A 20,268-nucleotide genomic window follows, 5' to 3' on the forward strand; every position below is an offset into this window, starting at 1 on the left:
ACCCGGACACCCGGACACCCGGACACCCGGACGCGCGGGAGCCCGGGGCGGTACGGCCGTCGGGCCGTCCTCCCCGCACCCCCGCCCCCCCGCCCCCCCGCCCCCCCGGCGGGGGGGGCGCCGGGGGGGGCCCGGCGGGGGGCCCCCCCCCCCGGGCCCCCCGCCCGGCGTCCGCCGGGGTCATTCCCGCTCGGCGACCGCTTCGGCGAACTGCGCCTTGTAGAGGCGTCCGTACGCCGCGTCGGCGGCGATCAGCTCGTCGTGCGTGCCCTGCTCGACGATCGAGCCGTTCTCCATCACCAGGATCACGTCGGCGTCCCGGATGGTGGAGAGCCGGTGGGCGATCACGAAGCTGGTGCGGCCGCTGCGCAGCCGGGCCATGGCGCGCTGGATGAGCACCTCGGTCCGGGTGTCGACCGAGCTGGTCGCCTCGTCGAGGACGAGGATCGACGGCTGGGCGAGGAAGGCCCGGGCGATGGTGATCAGCTGCTTCTCGCCGGTGCTGACGCCGGCGCCGTCGTCGTCGATGACGGTCTCGTAGCCGTCCGGCAGGGTGCGGACGAAGCGGTCCACGTGTGCGGCCCGGGCGGCCTCGACGACCTGTTCGCGGGTGGCGCCGTCGGCGCCGTAGGCGATGTTGTCGGCGATGGTGCCACCGAACAGCCAGGTGTCCTGGAGGACCATGCCGATGCCGGAGCGCAGGTCCTCGCGGGACATGGCGGCGATGTCCACCCCGTCGAGGGTGATCCGGCCGGAGCTCACCTCGTAGAACCGCATCAGCAGGTTGACCAGGGTGGTCTTGCCGGCGCCGGTCGGGCCGACGATGGCGACGGTCTGACCGGGTTCGACCTTGAGCGAGAGGTCCTCGATGAGCGGCTTGCCCGGGTCGTAGCGGAACGCGACGTCCTGGAAGACGACCCGGCCGCGCAGGGCGTCGGGGCGTTCCGGCATGGCCGGCTCGGGGGTCTGCTCGGGCGAGTCGAGGAGTTCGAAGATGCGCTCGGCGGAGGCGACGCCGGACTGCACCAGGTTGGCCATGCTGGCGACCTGGGTGAGCGGCTGGCTGAACTGCCGGGAGTACTGGATGAACGCCTGGACGTCGCCGATGGACAGCGCGCCGGTGGCCACCCGCAGACCGCCGACCACGGCGATCAGCACGTACTGCAGGTTGCCGATGAGCATCATCGCGGGCTGGATGATGCCGGAGATGAACTGGGCCTTGAAGCTGGCGGCGTACAGGGCCTCGTTGTGCTCGCGGAAGGTGGCCGCGGACTCCTTCTGCCGGCCGAAGACCCTGACCAGGGTGTGGCCGGTGTACATCTCCTCGATGTGGGCGTTGAGCTGCCCGGTGGACCTCCACTGCTGGACGAACTGCGGCTGGGCGCGCTTGCCGACCCGGGTGGCGACGACGACGGAGAGCGGTACGGCGATCAGTGCGATCAGCGCGAGCAGCCAGGAGATCCAGAACATCATGGCGAGCACGCCGACGACGGTGAGCAGCGAGTTGATCACCTGGCCGGTGGTCTGCTGCATGGTCTGGCTGATGTTGTCGATGTCGTTGGTGACCCGGCTGAGCACCTCGCCGCGCGGCTGCTTGTCGAAGTAGCTGAGCGGCAGCCGGGCGAGCTTGGCCTCGGCGCTCTGGCGCAGCCGGTAGCCGGCCCGCTGGATGGCACGCGCGGCGAGCCGGCCCTGGACGACGCCGAAGACGGAGGACGCGACGTAGATCGCCAGGACCCAGAGCAGGATGCTGCCGATGGCGTCGAAGTCCATGCCCTGGCCGGGGGTGAAGTCGACCGAGGAGAGCAGGTCGGCGATGTCGGTGTCGCCGCGTCCGCGCATGGCGTCGACGACCTCCTGCTTGGAGGCCCCGGCGGGGAAGCGGCCGCTGACGACGCCGGCGAAGATCAGGTCGGTGGCGTGGCCGAGGATCTTGGGGCCGATGACGGCGCAGCCGATGCTGAGCACGCCGAGGGCGAGGACGCCGGCGATCAGGGCGCGCTCCGGGCGGAGCAGTTTGAGCAGGCGTTTGCCGGAGCCCTTGAAGTCCATGGACTTCTCGGCGCCCTGGCCGCCCATGAAGCGTCCGGGGCCGGCCGGGCCGCGGCGGGCGGCGGCGGCCTGGGAGTCGCCGGCGGCCTTCGGGGGCCCGCCGGGGCCGCCCCTGCCGGGGCCACCGGGGCCACCGGGACCGCCAGGACCGCCGGGACCGCCGAAGCCCCCGGGACCACCAGGGCCTCCGGGACCTCCCGGGCCTCCGGGACCTCCCGGGCCGCCGGCGGGCGACTTCTTCGGGTCCGGCGCGGGCTTGTCGGGCGTGGTCACGCCGCCTCCTGCTCGGTGAGCTGGGAGAGCACGATCTCCCGGTACGTCGGGTTGCCGGCCATGAGTTCGCCGTGGGTGCCGCTGCCGACCACGGCGCCTTCGTCGAGGACGATGATCCGGTCGGCGTCGCGGATGGTGGAGACGCGCTGGGCGACGATCACCACGGTGGCGTCGGCGGTCTCGCGTGCGAGGGCCTTGCGCAGCCGGGCGTCGGTGGCGTAGTCGAGCGCGGAGAAGGAGTCGTCGAAGAGGTAGATGTCGGGCCGCCGGACCAGGGTGCGGGCGATGGCCAGGCGCTGGCGCTGGCCGCCGGAGACGTTGCCGCCGCCCTGGGCGATCGGCGCGTCCAGACCTTCGGCGAGCTGTTCGACGAACTCCTTGGCCTGGGCGATCTCCAGGGCCTTCCAGAGTTCCTCGTCGGTGGCGTCCGGCCGGCCGTAGCGGAGGTTGCTGGCCACGGTGCCGGAGAACAGGTAGGGCTTCTGCGGGACCAGTCCGACACTGTCGGCGATGGTCTCGGGGGCGAGTTCGCGGACGTCGACGCCGTTGAGCAGGACCTGGCCCGTGGTGGCGTCGAAGAGCCGGGGGACGAGGCCGAGCAGGGTGGACTTCCCGCTGCCGGTGGAACCGATGACGGCCGTGGTCTCGCCCGGGCGGGCGGCGATGTCGATGCCCCGCAGGACGGAGGCCTCGGCACCGGGGTAGCGGAACTCGACGTCGCGCAGTTCGAGGTGGCCGCGGCGGAGCACCTCGGTGACGGGCTCGGACGGCGGGACGACGCTGGAGCTGGTGGTGAGCACCTCCTGGATCCGTTCGGCGCACACCTCGGCGCGCGGCACCATCATGAACATGAAGGTGGCCATCATGACGCTCATCAGGATCTGCAGCAGGTAGGAGAGGAAGGCCGTGAGAGCGCCGATCTCCATGTCGCCGCTGTCGATCCGGTGGGCGCCGAACCAGAGCACGGCGACGCTGGAGACGTTCACGACCAGCATCACGCTGGGGAACAGGTAGGCCATCAGCTTGCCGACCTGGAGCGAGACCCCGGTGAGGTCCTCGTTGGCGCCGGCGAACCGGGCCTGCTCGTGGTCGTCCTTGACGAAGGCCCGGATGACCCGGATACCGGTGATCTGCTCGCGCAGCACCCGGTTCACGGTGTCGATCTTCTCCTGCATGCTGCGGAAGCGCGGGCGGAGTGCCCGCACCAGCACGATGACGACCGCGCCGAGGGTGGGCACGACGGCGAGCAGCAGGCCGGAGAGCGGTACGTCCTGGTTGAGAGCCATGATGATGCCGCCGATGCACATGATCGGCGCGGCCACCATCATGGTGAAGGACATCAGGACCAGCATCTGGACCTGCTGGACGTCGTTGGTGGTCCGGGTGATCAGCGAGGGGGCGCCGAACTGGCCCATCTCGCGGGAGGAGAAGCTCTGCACGCGGTCGAAGATGTCGGCCCGGACGTCCCGGCCGACTGCCATCGCGGTGCGTGCGCCGTAGTAGACGGCGCTGATGGCGCAGAGGGTCTGGAGCACGGTGATGCCGATCATCACCGCGCCCACGCGCAGGATGTATCCGGTGTCACCCTTCACCACGCCGTCGTCGATGATGTCGGCGTTGAGCGTCGGCAGGTAGAGCAGGCCGAGGGTGGAAATCAGCTGGAGCAGCACCAGCAGGGTGATCGGTCGGGTGTACGGGCGAAGGTACGCCCTGAGCAGTCTGATCAGCACTGGCTCACTCTTGTCGTCGGCGGCGGCTTTGGCATCCCAATTCTCGTTCTTCGGCGGGCTCGTTCAGGCCATTCCCGCCAAGCGAGCCGGATCTTTGTCCAGCCCTTTGCCGAACGTTCCGGTGGGCGGGGTGGTGCCGTGCACCGGGGGATCGGGAGGGTGCCAGCTGGCCGCTCCCTCTTACGGAATGACCGGTTTCCCCCTAGGCTGCTGATTGCCCCCTTGTTACTCACCGGTACCGGCCTGGTTGCCGAAGGGGGTCGGTGACCGCCCCCACGGACGCCGCGACAATCCCTCAGAGCCTTCCCTCAGACGGCCACCCGCTCCCGGAGGTCCTCGTTGAGTTCCGCGCACTCCCTGATCGACTCCGGCCGCGCCGACATCGTCGCCGGGCGTCCTGCCTCCGTCGCCCACCTGTTCCTGGAGCGGGTCGCCGCCACCCCGGGCGCCGAGGCCTACCGTTACCCGGCCCCGGTGGACGAGCAGGCGGCGGACAGTGCCCCGGGCGCCGAGCAGTGGCGTTCGGTGACCTGGGCGCAGGCCGCGGCCCGGGTGTACGCGGTGGCGGCCGGCCTGCTGTCGCTGGGCATCCGTTCGGAGGACCGGGTCGCCCTGTCCTCCTCCACCCGGCTGGAATGGATCCTCGCCGACCTCGGCAACATGTGCGCGGGTGCGGCGACCACCGCCGTCTACCCGAGCACCAACGCCGACGAGACCGCGTTCATCCTCTCCGACTCGGGCTCCCGGGCGATGTTCGCGGAGAACGCCGTGCAGCTGGCCAAGGTGGTCGCCGAGCGTGAGCGGCTGCCCGAGCTGCAGACCGTGATCCTGTTCGACGCGCCGGCCGAGACCCCCGACGCCGCCGGGCTCAAGATCGTCACCCTCGCCGAGCTGGAGCAGCTCGGGGCCGACTACCTGGCCGAGCACCCGGGCGTCGTCGAGCGGACCGTCGCCGCGCTCGACAAGGAGCAGCTGGCCACCCTCATCTACACCTCCGGCACCACCGGCCGTCCGAAGGGCGTGCGCCTGGTGCACGACTGCTGGGCGTACGAGGGGAGAGCGCAGGAGGCGAGCGGGCTGCTGGCCGCCGACGACGTGCAGTTCATGTGGCTGCCGCTGTCGCACGTCTTCGGCAAGACGCTGATCTCGGGGCAGATCGCCACCGGCCACGTGATGGCCGTGGACGGCCGGGTCGAGCGGATCATCCACAACCTGCCGGTCATCCGGCCGACCATCATGGCCTCGGCGCCGCGCATCTTCGAGAAGGTCTACAACGGCATCGCCGGCAAGGCCCGGGCCGAGGGCGGCGCCAAGTACAGGATCTTCCTGTGGGCCGCCCGGACCGCCCGCGAGTACGCCCGGACCGCCCAGGCCAACCGGATCGCCACCGGCAGCGACCGCGTCCCGTTCGCCCTCGGCCTGAAGCACTCGCTGGCCGACCGGCTGGTGTACGCGAAGATCCGGGCGGCGTTCGGCGGGCGGCTGCGCGGTGCGGTCTCCGGCAGCGCCGCGCTCGCACCCGAGATCGGGTACTTCTTCGTCGGCGCCGGGGTGCCGATCCTGGAGGGCTACGGCCTGAGCGAGACCAGCGCCGGTTCGAGCGTCAACCGGGCGGAGGACATCCGGGTCGGCACGGTCGGCCGCCCGCTGCCCGGCACCGAGGTCAGGATCGCCGAGGACGGCGAGATCCTGCTGCGCGGCCCCGGCATCATGCGCGGCTACCACAACCTGCCGGAGAAGACCGCCGAGGTGCTGGAGGCCGACGGCTGGTTCCACACCGAGGACATCGGAGAGCTGTCGGCGGACGGCTTCCTGCGGATCACCGACCGCAAGAAGGACATGTTCAAGACCTCCGGCGGCAAGTACGTCGCGCCCAGCGAGGTGGAGGGCAAGTTCAAGGCGGTCTGTCCGTTCGTCAGCAACATCCTGGTCATCGGCAACGGCCGCAACTACTGCACCGCGCTGATCGGCCTGGACGAGTCGGCGATCATGCCGTGGGCCGCCGAGCGCGGCCTGGCCGGCAGGTCCTACACCGAGGTGGTCGCCGACCCGCAGGTCCACCAGCTGATCGACGGGTTCGTGCAGCGGCTCAACGCCGACCTCCAGCGCTGGCAGACGGTGAAGAAGTTCCACCTTCTGCCGCGCGACCTGGACGTCGAGCACGGTGAGCTCACCCCGAGCCTGAAGATCAAGCGGCCCGTGGTCGAGCGCGAGTACGCGGACGCCGTCACCGCGATGTACGCGGGCAGCAACGAGGCCTGACCGTCGCCGTCCCGTACGGACCGGAGGACCACCCGGGCCGTACGGGACAATGGGGTCATGCCCTCCGCACTCCCCGACGGCGAACCGGTGCCGTCCGACGGTTCCCTGCCCGCATCCGCGCTCGACGGACTCGGCTCCCGGCCGTTCGGCTTCTACCTGCACGTGCCCTACTGCGCGAGCCGCTGCGGCTACTGCGACTTCAACACCTACACCGCCACCGAGCTGCGCGCCTCGGGCACCGTCGCCTCCCAGGAGACGTACGCCGACAACGTGGTGGCCGAGATCCGCCACGCCCGGAAGGTGCTGGGCGGTGCCGACCTGCCGGTGCGCACCGTCTTCCTCGGCGGCGGCACCCCCACGCTCCTGCCCGCCGGCGACCTGGTGCGGATGCTCGCCGCGATCCGGGAGGAGTTCGGGCTCGCCGACGGCGCCGAGGTGACCACCGAGGCCAACCCGGAGTCGGTCGACCCGGCCTACCTCGCCGAACTGCGCGCGGGCGGCTACAACCGGGTCTCCTTCGGCATGCAGAGCGCGCGGCCGCACGTCCTCCAGCTGCTCGACCGCCACCACACCCCGGGCCGCCCCGAGGCGTGCGTCGCCGAGGCCCGCGCCGCCGGCTTCGAGCACGTGAACCTCGACCTGATCTACGGCACCCCCGGCGAGTCCGACGACGACTGGCGGGCCTCTCTGGACGCCGCGATCGGCGCCGGGCCGGACCACGTCTCCGCGTACTCGCTGATCGTCGAGGACGGCACGAAGCTCGCCGCCCGGGTCAAGCGCGGCGAGCTGCCGATGATCGACGACGACGTGCACGCCGACCGCTACCTGATCGCCGAGGAGGCGCTCACCGCCGCCGGCTACTCCTGGTACGAGGTCTCCAACTGGTCCACCACCCCGGAGGGCCGCTGCCGTCACAACGAGCTCTACTGGACCGGCGGCGACTGGTGGGGCGCCGGCCCCGGCGCCCACAGCCACGTCGGCGGCGTCCGCTGGTGGAACGCCAAGCACCCCGCCGCCTACGCGCAGGCCCTCACCGGGCACCGCAGCCCCGCCCAGGGCCGCGAGCGGCTCACCGCCGAGGACCGCCGGGTCGAGCGGATCCTCCTGGAGCTGCGCCTCGCCGAGGGCATCCCGCTGGACCTGCTGACGGACACCGGCCTGAAGGCCGCCCGGCAGCACCTCGCCGACGGCCTCCTCGACGCCGGATCCCACTCCGCGGGCCGCGCCACCCTGACCCTCCGGGGCCGCCTGCTGGCCGACGCGGTCGTGCGTGACCTGGTGGACTGATCTTCGCTGGCGCCGACACCGCCGACTTCCGGACGTACGCCTGACGCGCCTCAGTCCGGCAGGGTGACGAAGTCGATCAGCTCCTCGACCCGGCCGAGCAGCTCCGGCTCCAGGTCCCTGTAGGAGTCCACCGAGGCGAGGATCCGCTTCCAGGCGGCGGGGGTGTCCACCGGCCAGCCGAGACGGCGGCAGACGCCCTCCTTCCACTCCTCGCCGCGCGGGACGGCGGGCCAGCCGGGGATGCCGACACTGGACGGCTTCACGGCCTGCCAGACGTCCACGTAGGGGTGTCCCACCACGAGCACGGCCTCGCCGGTGACCCGGGCGGCGATCCGGTGCTCCTTGGTGCCGGGCAGCAGGTGGTCCACCAGGACGCCGAGACGCCGGCCGGGGCCGGGGGCGAAGTCGGCGACGATCGCGGGCAGGTCGTCGATCCCCTCCAGGTACTCGACCACCACGCCCTCGACCCGCAGGTCGTCGCCCCAGACCCGTTCGACCAGCTCGGCGTCGTGCCGGCCCTCGACGTAGATCCGGGACCCGCGGGCCACCCGGGCGCGGGCGCCGGGCACCGCGACCGAGCCGGAGGCGGTCCGGCCGGGCGTGCGCGCGGGGGCCGGCCCGGTGGGCCGGACCAGGGTGACCACACGCCCCTCCAGCAGGAAGCCGCGCGGGACCAGCGGGAAGACCCGGTGCTTGCCGAACCGGTCCTCCAGGGTGACGGTGAACCCCTCGGCGGTCTTCTCGCAGCGCACCACCGCCCCGCAGAAGCCGGTTTCCGCCTCCTCGACCACGAGGTCCCGCTCGGCGGGCACCTCGGGGGCGGGCTGCTGCCGCTTCCACGGCGGGGTCAGGTCGGGTCCGTACCGGCGGCTGTGCATGCAGCGACTATAGGGAAGACGGACGGAGGGTCAGAGCCCTGGCGCGCCCCAGACCGGGAACCAGCGGGTGAGGTCCTTCTCCAGCCGCAGGTCGTTCCCGAGCAGGGCGTTGACCTGCAGTTCCAGCGGGCTGTCGCGCTTCTCCCCGCCGCCCGCCGCCGGCGCGAAGGGGTAGAAGGTGCCGCGCTTGTACAGGTAGACCAGCGCCAGCGGCCGGCCCCCCTCGTCGCGGAAGGCGACGAGCGAGCAGAGCAGCTGCGGCCCGAAGCCGTTCGCCTCCAGCTCGCTGTTGACCGCGTGCAGGTCGTTGACCAGCTCCGGCAGTTCCCCGGGAGCGTGCCGGGCCAGCAGCCAGGAGTAGCCGTACGCGTCCTTGGACGCCTCGACGGGGACGCCGCCGCGCTCGGTGTCGGCGTCCAGGAGGGCCCGGACCTGCCGTTCGACCTCGCCGAAGGCCCCGCCCTCCACGGAGGCGAAGCAGACCGACCCGACCCCGGTGGGCCGGAAACCGGCCGCGGCCTCCAGGGTGATCGCGGCGGACGGCACGCCGAACAGCTGGTCGAGGTCGGGCCGCACGGGCTTGGTGCGGCCGAACAGGGCGTCCAGGATTCCCACGGTGGTCCCTTTCCCGGAGGAGGAGGCGGTTCAGTGGCCGAGCCGGGTGGAGATCTCGGCCAGCTGCTCCAGCCGCTGCTCCAGCGTCGGGTGGGTGGAGAGCAGCCGGCCGGCGGTCTCCCGGGCGCTCAGCGCGGGGGCGAAGTAGAAGGCGTTGTAGGCCTGCGCCTGGCGCAGGTCCCTGGTCGGGATGGCGGCGATCTGGCCGGTCACCTTGGTGAGCGCCGAAGCCAGCGCGCTGGGACGGCCGGTGAGCTGGGCGGCGGCCCGGTCGGCCGCCAGCTCCCGGTAGCGGGAGAGCAGCCGGGTCAGCAGGAAGCTGATCGCGTACACGACCACCGACACCAGCGGGACGATCAGGGCGGCGATCGCGGCGTTGGAGTCGTTGCTGTTGCGGCCGCCGCCCATGAACCCGCCGTACATGGCGATCCGGGTCATGGCTCCGGCGAGGACACCGAGGAACCCGGCGACGGTCATCACCGCGACGTCCCGGTGGGCGACGTGGGACAGCTCGTGGGCGAGCACGCCCTCCAGTTCCTCCGGCTCCAGCCGGCGCAGCAGCCCGGTGGTGACGCAGACCACCGCGTTCTTCGGGTTGCGGCCGGTGGCGAAGGCGTTCGGCATGTCGTTGTCGGCGACCGCCACCCGGGGTTTGGGCATGTCGGCCAGCGCGCAGAGCCGGTCGACGGTGCCGTGCAGCTGCGGGTACTGCTCGGGGGTGACCCGGTGCGCCCCCATGGCCCGTTCGGTGATCTTGTCGCTGAACCAGAACTGGGCGACGAACAGGCCGCCCGAGATCAGGACGACGATCGGCCAGGCGCCGCGCAGCAGCACGATCAACAGCCCGGTGAATCCGACGTACAGCAGCCCGATCACGAACATCGTGCCGACCATCCGGCCGGTCAGGCCGCGGTCCGGCGCGAAACGGGAGTGCTGGCCCGAGGTCGACATCGCTGGTCCTCCGTTCGCCGTCCGCTTCCGATGCTGCCACCAGGCCGGGCCCGCGGCATCACCCGCGCGCCGCGAACTGCGGGCAGGATCACTCCGGCCGGGCCGTTCCTGCCGTCGGACCCGGGCCTTACACTGGCAGGTAGGGTCCTGGCACTCGTATGTTCCGAGTGCCAAGCCCGGTTCCTCCCGGAACGGGCGAAGCGGCTCGAAACGGACACATGTCATATCGGACAACGCGTGAAGACGGAGGTGCGTGCCCATGGCCGGTGAGGTCCGCCAGCTGGACGACCGCAAACTCGCGGTGCTTCGCGCCATCGTCCAGGACTACGTGGGGACGGAGGAGCCGGTCGGCTCCAAGGCCCTCGTGGAACGGCACAACCTCGGGGTCTCCCCGGCGACCGTCCGCAACGACATGGCCGCGCTGGAGGAGGACGGTTACATCCACCAGCCGCACACCAGCGCCGGGCGCATCCCCACCGACAAGGGGTACCGCCTGTTCGTGGACCGGCTGGCCGAGGTCAAGCCGATGAGCGCGCCCGAGCGGCGGGCGATCCGGCACTTCCTGGACGGGGCGGTCGACCTCGACGACGTGGTCGCCCGTACGGTGCGGCTGCTCGCCCAGCTGACCCGCCAGGTCGCGGTGGTGCAGTACCCCTCGCTCTCCCGGTCCACCGTGCGGCACATCGAGCTGGTCGCGCTGGCCCCGGCCAAGGTGATGCTGGTGCTGATCACCAACACCGGCCGGGTCGAGCAGCGGATGGTGGACTGCCCCGGGGCGGTGGGCGAGACCGTCCTGGCCGACCTCCGGGCCCGGATCAACGTGCGGGCCGCCGGACAGCGGCTCCCCGAGGTCCCGGGACTGCTGGAGGACCTTCCCGCGCAGTTCGAGGCGGGGGACCGGCCGACCGTCGCGACGGTCCTGGCGACGCTCTTCGAGGCGCTCGCCGAGCAGAACGAGGAACGGATCATGCTGGCCGGCACGGCCAACCTGACCCGTTTCGGCCACGACTTCCCGTTGACCATCCAGCCGGTGCTGGAGGCACTGGAGGAACAGGTCATCCTGCTCCGCCTCCTGGGTGAGACCGCGGACGCCGGGATGACGGTCCGGATCGGGCGTGAGAACGCCTACGAGGGCCTCAATTCCACCTCCGTCGTCTCGGTCGGTTACGGTTCGGGCGACGAGAGCGTGGCCAAACTGGGTGTGATCGGTCCGACCCGGATGGACTATCCGGGCACAATGGGGGCGGTGCGAGCGGTGGCACGGTACGTGGGCCAGATCCTGGCCGAGTCGTAGGAACGGCCACCGTCAGGACCCTGACGGTGGTTCCAGTCGCAAGCACTTCTACAGGCGGAACAAGCGGAGCATTTGGTGGCCACGGACTACTACGCGGTACTCGGCGTCCGACGGGATGCGGGGCAGGACGAGATCAAGAAGGCGTTCCGGCGCCTGGCACGCGAACTGCACCCGGACGTCAACCCGGACCCGAAGACGCAGGAGCGGTTCAAGGAGATCAACGCCGCCTACGAGGTGCTCTCCGACCCGCAGAAGCGCCAGGTCTACGACCTCGGCGGTGACCCGCTGTCGCCGAACGGCGGCGCGGGCGGCTTCGGCGCGGGCGCGGCGGGCTTCGGCTTCTCCGACATCATGGACGCCTTCTTCGGCGCCGCCTCGGGCCAGCGCGGCCCGCGGTCGCGGACCCGCCGGGGCCAGGACGCCATGATCCGGCTGGAGATCACCCTGGAGGAGGCCGCCTTCGGCACCACCAAGGAACTCCAGGTCGACACGGCCGTCACCTGCACCACCTGCAGCGGCGAGGGCGCGGCCCCCGGCACCTCCGCGCAGACCTGCGACATGTGCCGCGGCAAGGGCGAGGTCTCCCAGGTCACCCGGTCCTTCCTGGGCCAGGTCATGACCTCCCGCCCCTGCCCGCAGTGCCAGGGCTTCGGCACCGTCGTGCCCACCCCGTGCCCGGAGTGCGCCGGCGACGGCCGGGTCCGCGCCCGCCGCACCCTCACCGTCAAGATCCCCGCCGGTGTCGACAACGGCACCCGGATCCAGCTGGCCGGCGAGGGCGAGGTCGGCCCCGGCGGCGGCCCGGCCGGCGACCTCTACGTCGAGATCGCCGAGACCGCCCACACGGTGTTCCAGCGGCGCGGCGACGACCTGCACTGCACCGTCACCATCCCGATGACGGCCGCCTCGCTCGGCACCCAGGTGCCGTTGCAGACCCTGGACGGGCTGGAGGAGGTCGACATCCGGCCCGGCACCCAGTCCGGACAGTCGATCCCGCTGCACGGTCGCGGCATCACCCATCTGCGCGGCGGCGGCCGGGGCGACCTGATAGTGCACGTCGAGGTGCAGACGCCCTCCAAGCTCGACCCCGAGCAGGAGGACCTGCTGCGCCGCCTCGCGGTGCTGCGCGGTGAGGAGCGGCCGTCCGGCCAGTTCGCGCCCGGGCAGCAGGGCCTGTTCTCCCGCCTGAAGGACGCCTTCATCGGCCGCTGACGGCTCCGGCGCCCGGCACTCCGCGACCTCCGTCGCCGGGGTGCCGGGCGCCGTCGTTCCACCGCCCGACCCATTCCGGAGGAAGACCCCATGACCGCGCCCGTGTTCGTCGTCGAGACCGAGCGGATCGCCACCGCCGCCCCCGGCGTGCTGGTCCGGCTGGACGGGCCCGAGGGGCGGCACGCGGCGGCGGTGAAGCGGCTGGAGGCGGGCGAGGCCGTGACCCTGGCCGACGGGCTCGGCCTCGGGGTGGACGGCACCGTCGCGGCGGTGCACGGCAAGGACGCGATCGAGGTGACGGTGACGGCCGTCCGCCGCGAGGCCGAGCCGGCGCCCCGGATCGTCGTGGTCCAGGCGCTGCCCAAGGGCGACCGCGGCGAGCTGGCGGTGGAGACCATGACCGAGGTCGGGGTGGACGTGGTGATCCCCTGGTCGGCCTCCCGCTGCATCACCCAGTGGAAGGGCGACCGCGGCGCCAAGGCGCTCGCCAAGTGGCGCGCCACCGCGCGGGAGGCCGGCAAGCAGTCCCGCCGGCTGCGGTTCCCCGAGGTCCGCGAGCCGCTGACCACCCGGCAACTGGTCCCGGTGCTGGCCGGCGCGGCGTTCGCCGCCGTGCTGCACGAGGAGGGCGCCGAGCCGCTGGCCGGGGCCGTGCTCCCGGACTCCGGGGACCTCGTGCTGGTGGTCGGCCCCGAGGGCGGCGTCTCCCCGGAGGAGCTGGCGGCCTTCGCCGAGGCCGGGGCGAAGCCGTTCCGGCTCGGCCTGTCGGTGCTGCGCACCTCCACGGCAGGGGTGGCGGCCGGGGCCCTGCTGCTGGGCCGCACCGGCCGCTGGAGCTGAGCCGACCGCACCGGGCCGTTCGAGCGGGGCGGCGGGCCGGGCGGGCCGGGCGACCCCCGGATCCCCGGTCCCCCGACAGGGGGTCCTGGTCGGCGAAAACCGGGCGTGGGCCGGGCACGGGTGCCTAGGGTGGCGGTGTGAGCGAACCCGAAAGCACCCCCGCCGGCGCCTACCTGCGCCACCCGCACCTCCACGGCGACCTCCTCACCTTCGTCGCCGAGAACGACGTGTGGCTCGCCCCGCTGGACGGCGGCCGGGCCTGGAGACTGACGGCCGATCACCTCCCGGTGCGCCGCCCGAGATTCTCCCCGGACGGGCGGCACGTCGCCTTCACCTCCGCCCGCGACGGCGCACCCGAGGTGCACGTCGTCCCGGTGGACGGCGGCCCGTCCCGACGGCTGACCCACTGGGGCGACGCCCAGACCCAGCTGCGCGGCTGGACCCCGGACGGCCGGCCGATCGCCACCACCGCCGCCGGACAGGGCTCGCTGCGCCGCACCTGGGCCCACGCGGTGCCGCTGGACGGCGGTGAGCCGGAACGGCTGCCGTACGGGCCGGTCGGCGGGCTGTCCTTCGAGGCGGGCGGCTCGGGGGCGCCCCCGGCCGAAGGCGGGGGGAGGGTGCTGCTGGTCTCCGCGTTCGGCGTGGAGCCGGCCTGGTGGAAGCGGTACCGGGGCGGGCGGACCGGCAAGCTGTGGATCGGTACGGAGCGGTTCGACCGGATCCACGAGGAGCTGACCGGGAACATCGACTCGCCGCTCTGGGTGGGGGAGGCGGACCGGGCGAGGATCGCCTTCCTCTCCGACCACGAGGGCGTCGGCGACCTCTGGTCCAGCCTCCCGGACGGCACCGACCTGCGCCGCCACTCCTCCTCCCCGGACGGCTTCTACGCCCGCAACGCCGCCACCGACGGCACCCGCGTCGTCTGGCACACCGCGGGCGACCTCTGGCTGCTGGACGACCTGGCCGACGCGGAGCCGCGGCGCCTCGACGTCCGGCTGGCGGGTCCGCGCACCGGCCGCCGCCCGCGTCCGGTCCCGGCCGCGCACTGGCTGGAGACCGCCGCGCCCGACCGCACCGGCCGGGCCGGCGCCGTCGTGGTGCGCGGGACCGTGCACTGGCTGACCCACCGGGAGGGCCCGGCCCGCGTCCTGGACGAGTCGCCGGGCGTGCGCGGCCGACTCGCCCGCGTGGTGCCCGGTTCGGGCGAGGACGGCGGGCAGGGCGTGGTCTGGGTGACCGACGCCGAGGGCGAGGACGCGATCGAGTACGCCCCCGCGGTGCTCGGCACCGAGCGCCGCCGGCTGGCCGCCGGGCAGCTCGGCCGGGTCCGGTCGCTGCTCGTCTCGCCGGACGGCAAGCAGGTGGCGGTCGGCGCGCACGACGGCCGGGTCCTGCTGGTCGCCCTGACCGACGGCGTCGTGCACGAGCTGGCGCACAGCACCGACGGCGAGGTCAGCGGCCTGGCGTTCAGCCCGGACTCGGCCTGGCTGGCCTGGTCCCAGCCCGCCCTCGGGCCGTGGTCGCTGCGCCAGATCGTGCTGGCCAACCTGACCACCCGGACGGTGTCCGAGGCCACCCCGCAGCGGTTCATCGACACCTCGCCGGCCTTCACCACGGACGGCCGGCACCTGGCGTTCCTCTCGGTGCGCAACTTCGACCCGGTCTACGACTCGCACGTCTTCGACCTGTCCTTCCCGAACGGCTGCCGCCCGTACCTGATCACGCTGGCCGCCGACACGCCGTCCCCGTTCGGGCCGCGGCGGGCCGGTCGGCCGGTCGGCGGCGAGGATGACGAGCCCAAGGGCAAGAAGACGGAGGGCGAGGAGGGCACGGCCGACGCGCCGCCGGTCACCCGGGTCGACCTCGACGGCATCGCCGACCGGATCGTGCCGTTCCCGGTCGAGGGCGGCCGGTTCGGCTCGCTGCGGGCCGCCAAGGACGGCGTGCTCTGGACGCGCGTCCCGCTGGTCGGCGAGCTCGGCGACGAGGCGGCCTCGCTGGAGGACGAGCGGCCGCGCCCCACGCTGGAGCGGTTCGACCTCCGCAAGCGCCGGGCCGAGCAACTGGTGGACGGGCTGGACTCGTTCGCGGTGAGCGGCGACGGCACCCGGCTCGCGGTGCTGGACGAGGGCGAGCTGCGGATCGTGCCCGCCGACCACAAGGCGGTCGGCGAGGACGACGAGATCGAGGTCGACCTCGCCCGGCTCCGGGTGACCGTCGACCCGGCCGCCGAGTGGCGGCAGATGTTCGACGAGAACGGCCGCCTGATGCGCGACAACTTCTGGCGCCCGGACCTCGACGGCGTGGACTGGGCGGGCGTGCTGGCCCGGTACCGGCCGCTGGTGGACCGGATCGGCTCCCACGACGACCTGGTCGACCTGCTCTGGGAGGTGCACGGCGAGCTGGGCACCTCGCACGCCTACGTGCTGCCGCACGGCCTGCACACCGAGCCGGCCCGCCGACAGGGCCTGCTCGGCGCCGACCTCGTCAAGGACGGCGACGCCTGGCGGATCTCCCGGATCCTGCCCGGCGAGTCCTCCGACCCCCGGGCCCGCTCGCCGCTGGCGGCGCCCGGTGCCGCGATCCGCCCCGGGGACGCCGTCCTGGCGGTCAACGGGCGCCCGGTCGATCCGGTGACCGGCCCGGCGCCGCTGCTGGCGGGCACCGCCGGGCAGCCGGTCGAGCTGACCGTGGCCGGCAAGGACGGCACCGACCGGCGTCACCCCGTCGTCGTCCCGCTCGCCGACGAGGAGCCGCTGCGCTACCACGACTGGGTCACCGGCCGGCGGGCCGCCGTCCGGGAGCTGTCCGACGGGCGGCTCGGCTACCTGCACATCCCCGACATGCAGACCACCGGCTGGGCGCAGATCCACCGGGACCTGCGGTCGGAGATGGCCAGGGAGGGCGTGATCGTCGACATCCGGGGCAACCGGGGCGGGCACACCTCCCAGCTGGTGATCGAGAAGCTGGCCCGGCGGATCGTCGGATGGGGCATCGCCCGGGACATCGCCAGCCCGGCGCCGTACCCGGAGGACGCGCCGCGCGGGCCGGTCGTCGCGCTGGCCGACGAGTACTCGGGTTCCGACGGCGACATCGTCAACGCCGCCATCCAGGCACTCGGCATCGGCCCCGTGGTCGGCACCCGCACCTGGGGCGGGGTGATCGGCATCGACAGCCGGTACTCGCTGGTGGACGGCACCCTGGTGACCCAGCCCAAGTACGCGTTCTGGTCCGAGCGGTACGGCTGGGGCGTGGAGAACCACGGGGTCGACCCGGACGTCGAGGTGCTGTTCCCCCCGCACGCGTGGGCGGCGGGGGAGGACCCGCAGCTCGCCGAGGGCGTCCGGATCGCCCTGGCGGCGCTGGACCGGGCTCCGGCCAAGGCGGCGCCGGCGCTGCCCTGGGTGTAGGCACCGCCCGGCGGGGCGGGAGGCCGGCGGCGGGTCCGGCCTCCCGTACCCGGCTACCCGCCCCCGCGCACCCGCCCCTGGGGGCCCGTCCCGCCGAAGGTCGGCCTGCTCACCGAGGAGCCCGGAGCCGGAGGGCACCGCCGCCGGGGTCCGCGTGGTCCGCCGGAGGCACCCGCGCGAGTACCAGCAGGCCGGGGCACGGCTCGGCTAGCATGCCGCCGTACGCCCCGACCGGCAGCGGGCCCGACGCCGGGCCCGGTTCCGGACCCGGGTCCCAGCCCCACCCCGACCGACAGCGCGAGGAGACCCCGATGGCCGGCGAGCCGCAGCCCGACTGCCTGTTCTGCAAGATCGTGGCCGGCGAGATCCCGGCCACCGTGGTGCGCAAGACCGACCGCGTCCTGGCCTTCCGCGACATCGCCCCGAAGGCGCCGGTGCACGTGCTGGTCATCCCGCACGTCCACTACCCGAACGCCGCCGCGCTGGCCGACGCCGAGCCGGAGATCGCCGGTGAGCTGCTCGCCGAGGCCGGCCGGGTCGCGGCGGACGAGGGCATCGCGGACTACCGCCTGATCTTCAACACCGGGGCCGGCGCCGGGCAGACCGTCTTCCACGCCCACGTCCACGTGCTCGGCGGTACGTCGATGACCGAGCGCATGGTCTAGCCGCGTGTCGCAGCGCGAACTCGTCGTCCTCGGCACCGCCAGCCAGGTCCCGACCCGGCACCGGAACCACAACGGCTACCTGCTGCGCTGGGACGGCGAGGGGCTGCTCTTCGACCCGGGCGAGGGCACCCAGCGGCAGATGCTGCACGCCGGGGTCTCCGCCACCCAGCTCACCCGGATCGCCGTCACGCACTTCCACGGCGACCACAGCCTGGGCCTGGCCGGGGTGATCCAGCGGATCAACCTGGACCGCGTCCCGCATCCGGTCGACGTCTACTTCCCGGCCTCCGGCGAGGTCTACTTCGAGCGGCTGCGGCACGCCACCGCCTTCCACGAGACGGCCGTGCTGCGCCCCCGCCCGATCGAGGAGTCCGGGCCCGTGCCCGCGCCCGGCGCCCGGTTCGTGCTGGACGCCGTCCGGCTCTCCCACCCCGTCGAGTCCTTCGGCTACCGGCTGAGCGAGCCGGACGGCCGCCGGCTGGTGCCGGAGCGCCTCGCCGACCTGGGCGTCTACGGTCCGGCCGTCGGCCGGCTCCAGCACCAGGGCGAGACCGAGGTGGACGGCCGGCGGGTCACCCTGGACGAGGTCAGCGAGCCCAGGCCGGGCCAGCGGTTCGCCTTCGTGATGGACACCCGGCTCTGCGAGGGCGTCCACGAGCTGGCCGAGGGCGCCGACCTGCTGGTCATCGAGGCGACCTTCACCGACGCCGACGCGCGGCTCGCCGACGACCACGGCCACCTCACCGCCGGCCAGGCCGCCAAGGTCGCCGCCGAGGCCGGTGCGCGGACCCTGGTGCTGACCCACTTCTCCCAGCGCTACCCGGACCTCGGCCAGCACCTCGCCGACGCCCGCAAGCACTTCGAGGGCCCGATCGTGCTTGCCGAGGACCTCGTGCGGGTACCAGTACCGCCCCGGCACCGCGGGTGAGGGGCCGCGCGGACCGCCAGGGCCGCGACGGCGGTCGCGGTGATGTCGGGAGCGGCCCGTGAACAGCACGGAAAACCGCTCGCGCCGCCTCCCGATCTGCCGGAGCATCGTCGCGTGCGGCCCCGCCGCCCGCCGCGGCGATCACGTCCGCGGCGTACCCTGGTGCCCCGGAGAGACCGAGCGGCACCCACGAGACACGGATGGGATGAGGCAGGCCCCAGCGCCGACCTATGAGTGACACATCGCATACCCGTACCAACGGACAGTCGCGCCCCGAACCGGCGGACGACGGCGGCTCCGTCAGCGCCCGGATCGTCATCCCCGAGAAGCATCCGATGGTCACCCTGCTCGGCACCGCGGACTCGCTGCTGCGCGTGATCGAGCGGGGCTTCCCCGCCGCCGACATCCACGTCCGCGGCAACGAGGTGACCGCCACCGGGGAGCGGGCCGAGGTCGCGCTCGTCCGGCAGCTCTTCACCGAGATGATGCTGGTGCTCCGCACCGGCCAACCCCTGACGGAGGACGCCGTGGAGCGTTCCATCGCCATGCTCCGGAGCGGCGTCGACGACCCGGACAGCCCGGCGCCGTCGCAGGTGTTCACCGCGAACATCCTGTCCAACCGCGGCCGGACCATCCGTCCCAAGACCCTCAACCAGCAGCGCTACGTCGACGCGATCGACAAGCACACCATCGTCTTCGGCCTCGGCCCGGCCGGTACCGGCAAGACCTACCTCGCGATGGCCAAGGCCGTCCAGGCCCTCCAGGCCAAGGAGGTCAACCGGATCATCCTGACCCGTCCGGCCGTCGAGGCGGGGGAGCGGCTGGGCTTCCTGCCCGGCACCCTCTACGAGAAGATCGACCCGTACCTGCGCCCGCTGTACGACGCGCTGCACGACATGATGGACCCGGACTCCATCCCGCGCCTGATGGCCGCCGGGACCATCGAGGTCGCCCCGCTCGCCTACATGCGCGGTCGCACCCTCAACGACGCCTTCATCATCCTGGACGAGGCCCAGAACACCTCGCCCGAGCAGATGAAGATGTTCCTCACCCGCCTCGGGTTCAACTCCCGGGTGGTCGTCACCGGCGACACCAGCCAGATCGACCTCCCGGGCGGCACCCGCAGCGGTCTCAAGGTCGTCCAGGAGATCCTGGTCGACGTGCCCGACATCCACTTCTCCGTCCTCACCAGCACCGACGTGGTCCGCCACAAGCTGGTCGGCCGGATCGTGGACGCGTACGAGCGCTGGGACGCCCGGCAGGAGGCCGAGGAACACCCGGTCCCGGCCAAGCCGGCCCAGCGGCGCGGCTCGCGCGCACCCCGACAGTCCCATCGCACCGAAAGCTGAGTAACCAGCCCGTCATGTCGATCGACATCGCCAACGAGTCCGGTTGGGACGCAGACGAGGAAGCCATCCTCGACGTCGCCCGCTACGCCCTGGACAAGATGCGGATCCACCCGCAGTCCGAACTGTCCGTGATCCTGGTGGACGGAGCGGCGATGGAGGAGCTGCACATCCAGTGGATGGACCTCCCCGGCCCGACCGACGTGATGTCGTTCCCGATGGACGAGCTGCGCCCCGGCAAGGAGGGGGAGGAGCTGCCGCAGGGCCTGCTCGGCGACATCGTGCTCTGCCCCGAGGTCGCCGAGCAGCAGGGCAAGGCGGCCCCGTCCAAGCACTCGATGGACGAGGAGCTCCAGCTGCTCACCGTCCACGGCGTGCTGCACGTCCTCGGGTACGACCACGAGGAGCCGGACGAGGAGGAGGAGATGTTCGGCCTCCAGAAGGCGATCCTCGACGGCTGGCGGGCCGGGCGCGGCCTCGGCGGCATCTCGCCCGCCCCCACCACCCACTGAGCGCGGAGCC

General features: G+C 72.9%; 15 protein-coding genes. 10 read left to right on the top strand and 5 right to left on the bottom strand.

From position 1 onward, the window contains the following. Positions 1-180: 180 nt before the first annotated feature. The gene (locus ACFWOG_RS02470; protein WP_329885200.1) at positions 181-2,079 is read right to left on the bottom strand and encodes an ABC transporter ATP-binding protein; all 1,899 of its coding nucleotides are present in this window, start codon (positions 2,077-2,079) and stop codon (positions 181-183) included. A gap of 242 nt (positions 2,080-2,321) precedes the next feature. After that, positions 2,322-4,055, bottom strand: a complete 1,734-nt coding sequence (locus ACFWOG_RS02475) for an ABC transporter ATP-binding protein (protein WP_329885172.1) — start codon at positions 4,053-4,055, stop codon at positions 2,322-2,324. Positions 4,056-4,394: 339 nt separating this feature from the next. On the opposite strand from ACFWOG_RS02475, the gene ACFWOG_RS02480 reads away from it, so the two are divergent. Then, positions 4,395-6,317 (top strand): AMP-dependent synthetase/ligase, encoded by a 1,923-nt coding sequence (locus tag ACFWOG_RS02480; RefSeq protein ID WP_380353952.1) that lies wholly within the window; start codon positions 4,395-4,397, stop codon positions 6,315-6,317. Positions 6,318-6,374: 57 nt separating this feature from the next. Further along, positions 6,375-7,604, top strand: coding sequence for a radical SAM family heme chaperone HemW (gene hemW / locus ACFWOG_RS02485; protein WP_329885174.1), 1,230 nt, complete (start codon positions 6,375-6,377; stop codon positions 7,602-7,604). 50 nt (positions 7,605-7,654) lie between these two features. On the opposite strand, the gene ACFWOG_RS02490 is transcribed toward hemW, so the two are convergent. From ACFWOG_RS02490 to htpX, 3 genes are read right to left on the bottom strand one after another with little or no spacing between them, the layout of a single operon-like run. After that, the gene (locus ACFWOG_RS02490; protein WP_329885176.1) at positions 7,655-8,482 is read right to left on the bottom strand and encodes a DUF3097 domain-containing protein; all 828 of its coding nucleotides are present in this window, start codon (positions 8,480-8,482) and stop codon (positions 7,655-7,657) included. 30 nt (positions 8,483-8,512) lie between these two features. Next, complete coding sequence (locus tag ACFWOG_RS02495; protein ID WP_329885177.1) at positions 8,513-9,097, bottom strand: hypothetical protein; 585 nt, start codon at positions 9,095-9,097, stop codon at positions 8,513-8,515. 30 nt (positions 9,098-9,127) lie between these two features. After that, entirely contained in the window at positions 9,128-10,048 is a 921-nt protein-coding gene (htpX, locus tag ACFWOG_RS02500; RefSeq protein ID WP_329885178.1) for a zinc metalloprotease HtpX, read from the bottom strand. Between the two features lie 259 nt (positions 10,049-10,307). Between htpX and hrcA the strand changes: the two genes are divergently transcribed. The 8 genes from hrcA to ybeY all read left to right on the top strand — a co-directional run bounded on the left by hrcA (position 10,308) and on the right by ybeY (position 20,258). Continuing rightward, entirely contained in the window at positions 10,308-11,342 is a 1,035-nt protein-coding gene (gene hrcA, locus ACFWOG_RS02505) for a heat-inducible transcriptional repressor HrcA (protein ID WP_329885179.1), read from the top strand. Between the two features lie 75 nt (positions 11,343-11,417). Continuing rightward, entirely contained in the window at positions 11,418-12,554 is a 1,137-nt protein-coding gene (dnaJ, locus tag ACFWOG_RS02510) for a molecular chaperone DnaJ (protein ID WP_380353957.1), read from the top strand. Positions 12,555-12,644: 90 nt separating this feature from the next. Continuing rightward, positions 12,645-13,394 carry a 16S rRNA (uracil(1498)-N(3))-methyltransferase gene (locus tag ACFWOG_RS02515; protein ID WP_380353959.1) on the top strand — a complete coding sequence of 250 codons (750 nt, stop codon included), beginning with the start codon at positions 12,645-12,647 and terminating at the stop codon, positions 13,392-13,394. Between the two features lie 137 nt (positions 13,395-13,531). Continuing rightward, entirely contained in the window at positions 13,532-16,807 is a 3,276-nt protein-coding gene (locus tag ACFWOG_RS02520) for a S41 family peptidase (protein WP_380353962.1), read from the top strand. Positions 16,808-17,118: 311 nt separating this feature from the next. Further along, the gene (locus ACFWOG_RS02525) at positions 17,119-17,472 is read left to right on the top strand and encodes a histidine triad nucleotide-binding protein (RefSeq protein WP_329885184.1); all 354 of its coding nucleotides are present in this window, start codon (positions 17,119-17,121) and stop codon (positions 17,470-17,472) included. A gap of 4 nt (positions 17,473-17,476) precedes the next feature. Further along, entirely contained in the window at positions 17,477-18,400 is a 924-nt protein-coding gene (locus ACFWOG_RS02530; protein WP_329885185.1) for a ribonuclease Z, read from the top strand. Positions 18,401-18,630: 230 nt separating this feature from the next. Beyond that, entirely contained in the window at positions 18,631-19,749 is a 1,119-nt protein-coding gene (locus ACFWOG_RS02535; protein WP_380353965.1) for a PhoH family protein, read from the top strand. 14 nt (positions 19,750-19,763) lie between these two features. After that, a complete protein-coding gene (ybeY, locus tag ACFWOG_RS02540) occupies positions 19,764-20,258 on the top strand; it encodes an rRNA maturation RNase YbeY (protein ID WP_238741059.1) in 495 nt (164 codons plus the stop codon). The last annotated feature ends 10 nt before the right edge of the window (positions 20,259-20,268 follow it).

Origin of the sequence: Kitasatospora sp. NPDC058406, from assembly GCF_042722765.1 — a bacterium.
Taxonomy (GTDB): Bacteria; Actinomycetota; Actinomycetes; order Streptomycetales; family Streptomycetaceae; genus Kitasatospora.

Excerpts from the sequence above, each read along its gene's own strand:
- ACFWOG_RS02525 (WP_329885184.1), top strand. The coding sequence starts at position 17,119 with ATGGCCGGCGAGCCGCAGCCCGACTGCCTGTTCTGCAAGATCGTGGCC.
- htpX (WP_329885178.1), bottom strand. The coding sequence starts at position 10,048 with ATGTCGACCTCGGGCCAGCACTCCCGTTTCGCGCCGGACCGCGGCCTG.
- ybeY (WP_238741059.1), top strand. The coding sequence starts at position 19,764 with ATGTCGATCGACATCGCCAACGAGTCCGGTTGGGACGCAGACGAGGAA.
- hemW (WP_329885174.1), top strand. The coding sequence starts at position 6,375 with ATGCCCTCCGCACTCCCCGACGGCGAACCGGTGCCGTCCGACGGTTCC.
- ACFWOG_RS02470 (WP_329885200.1), bottom strand. The coding sequence starts at position 2,079 with ATGGGCGGCCAGGGCGCCGAGAAGTCCATGGACTTCAAGGGCTCCGGC.
- hrcA (WP_329885179.1), top strand. The coding sequence starts at position 10,308 with ATGGCCGGTGAGGTCCGCCAGCTGGACGACCGCAAACTCGCGGTGCTT.
- ACFWOG_RS02490 (WP_329885176.1), bottom strand. The coding sequence starts at position 8,482 with ATGCACAGCCGCCGGTACGGACCCGACCTGACCCCGCCGTGGAAGCGG.
- ACFWOG_RS02515 (WP_380353959.1), top strand. The coding sequence starts at position 12,645 with ATGACCGCGCCCGTGTTCGTCGTCGAGACCGAGCGGATCGCCACCGCC.
- ACFWOG_RS02535 (WP_380353965.1), top strand. The coding sequence starts at position 18,631 with ATGAGTGACACATCGCATACCCGTACCAACGGACAGTCGCGCCCCGAA.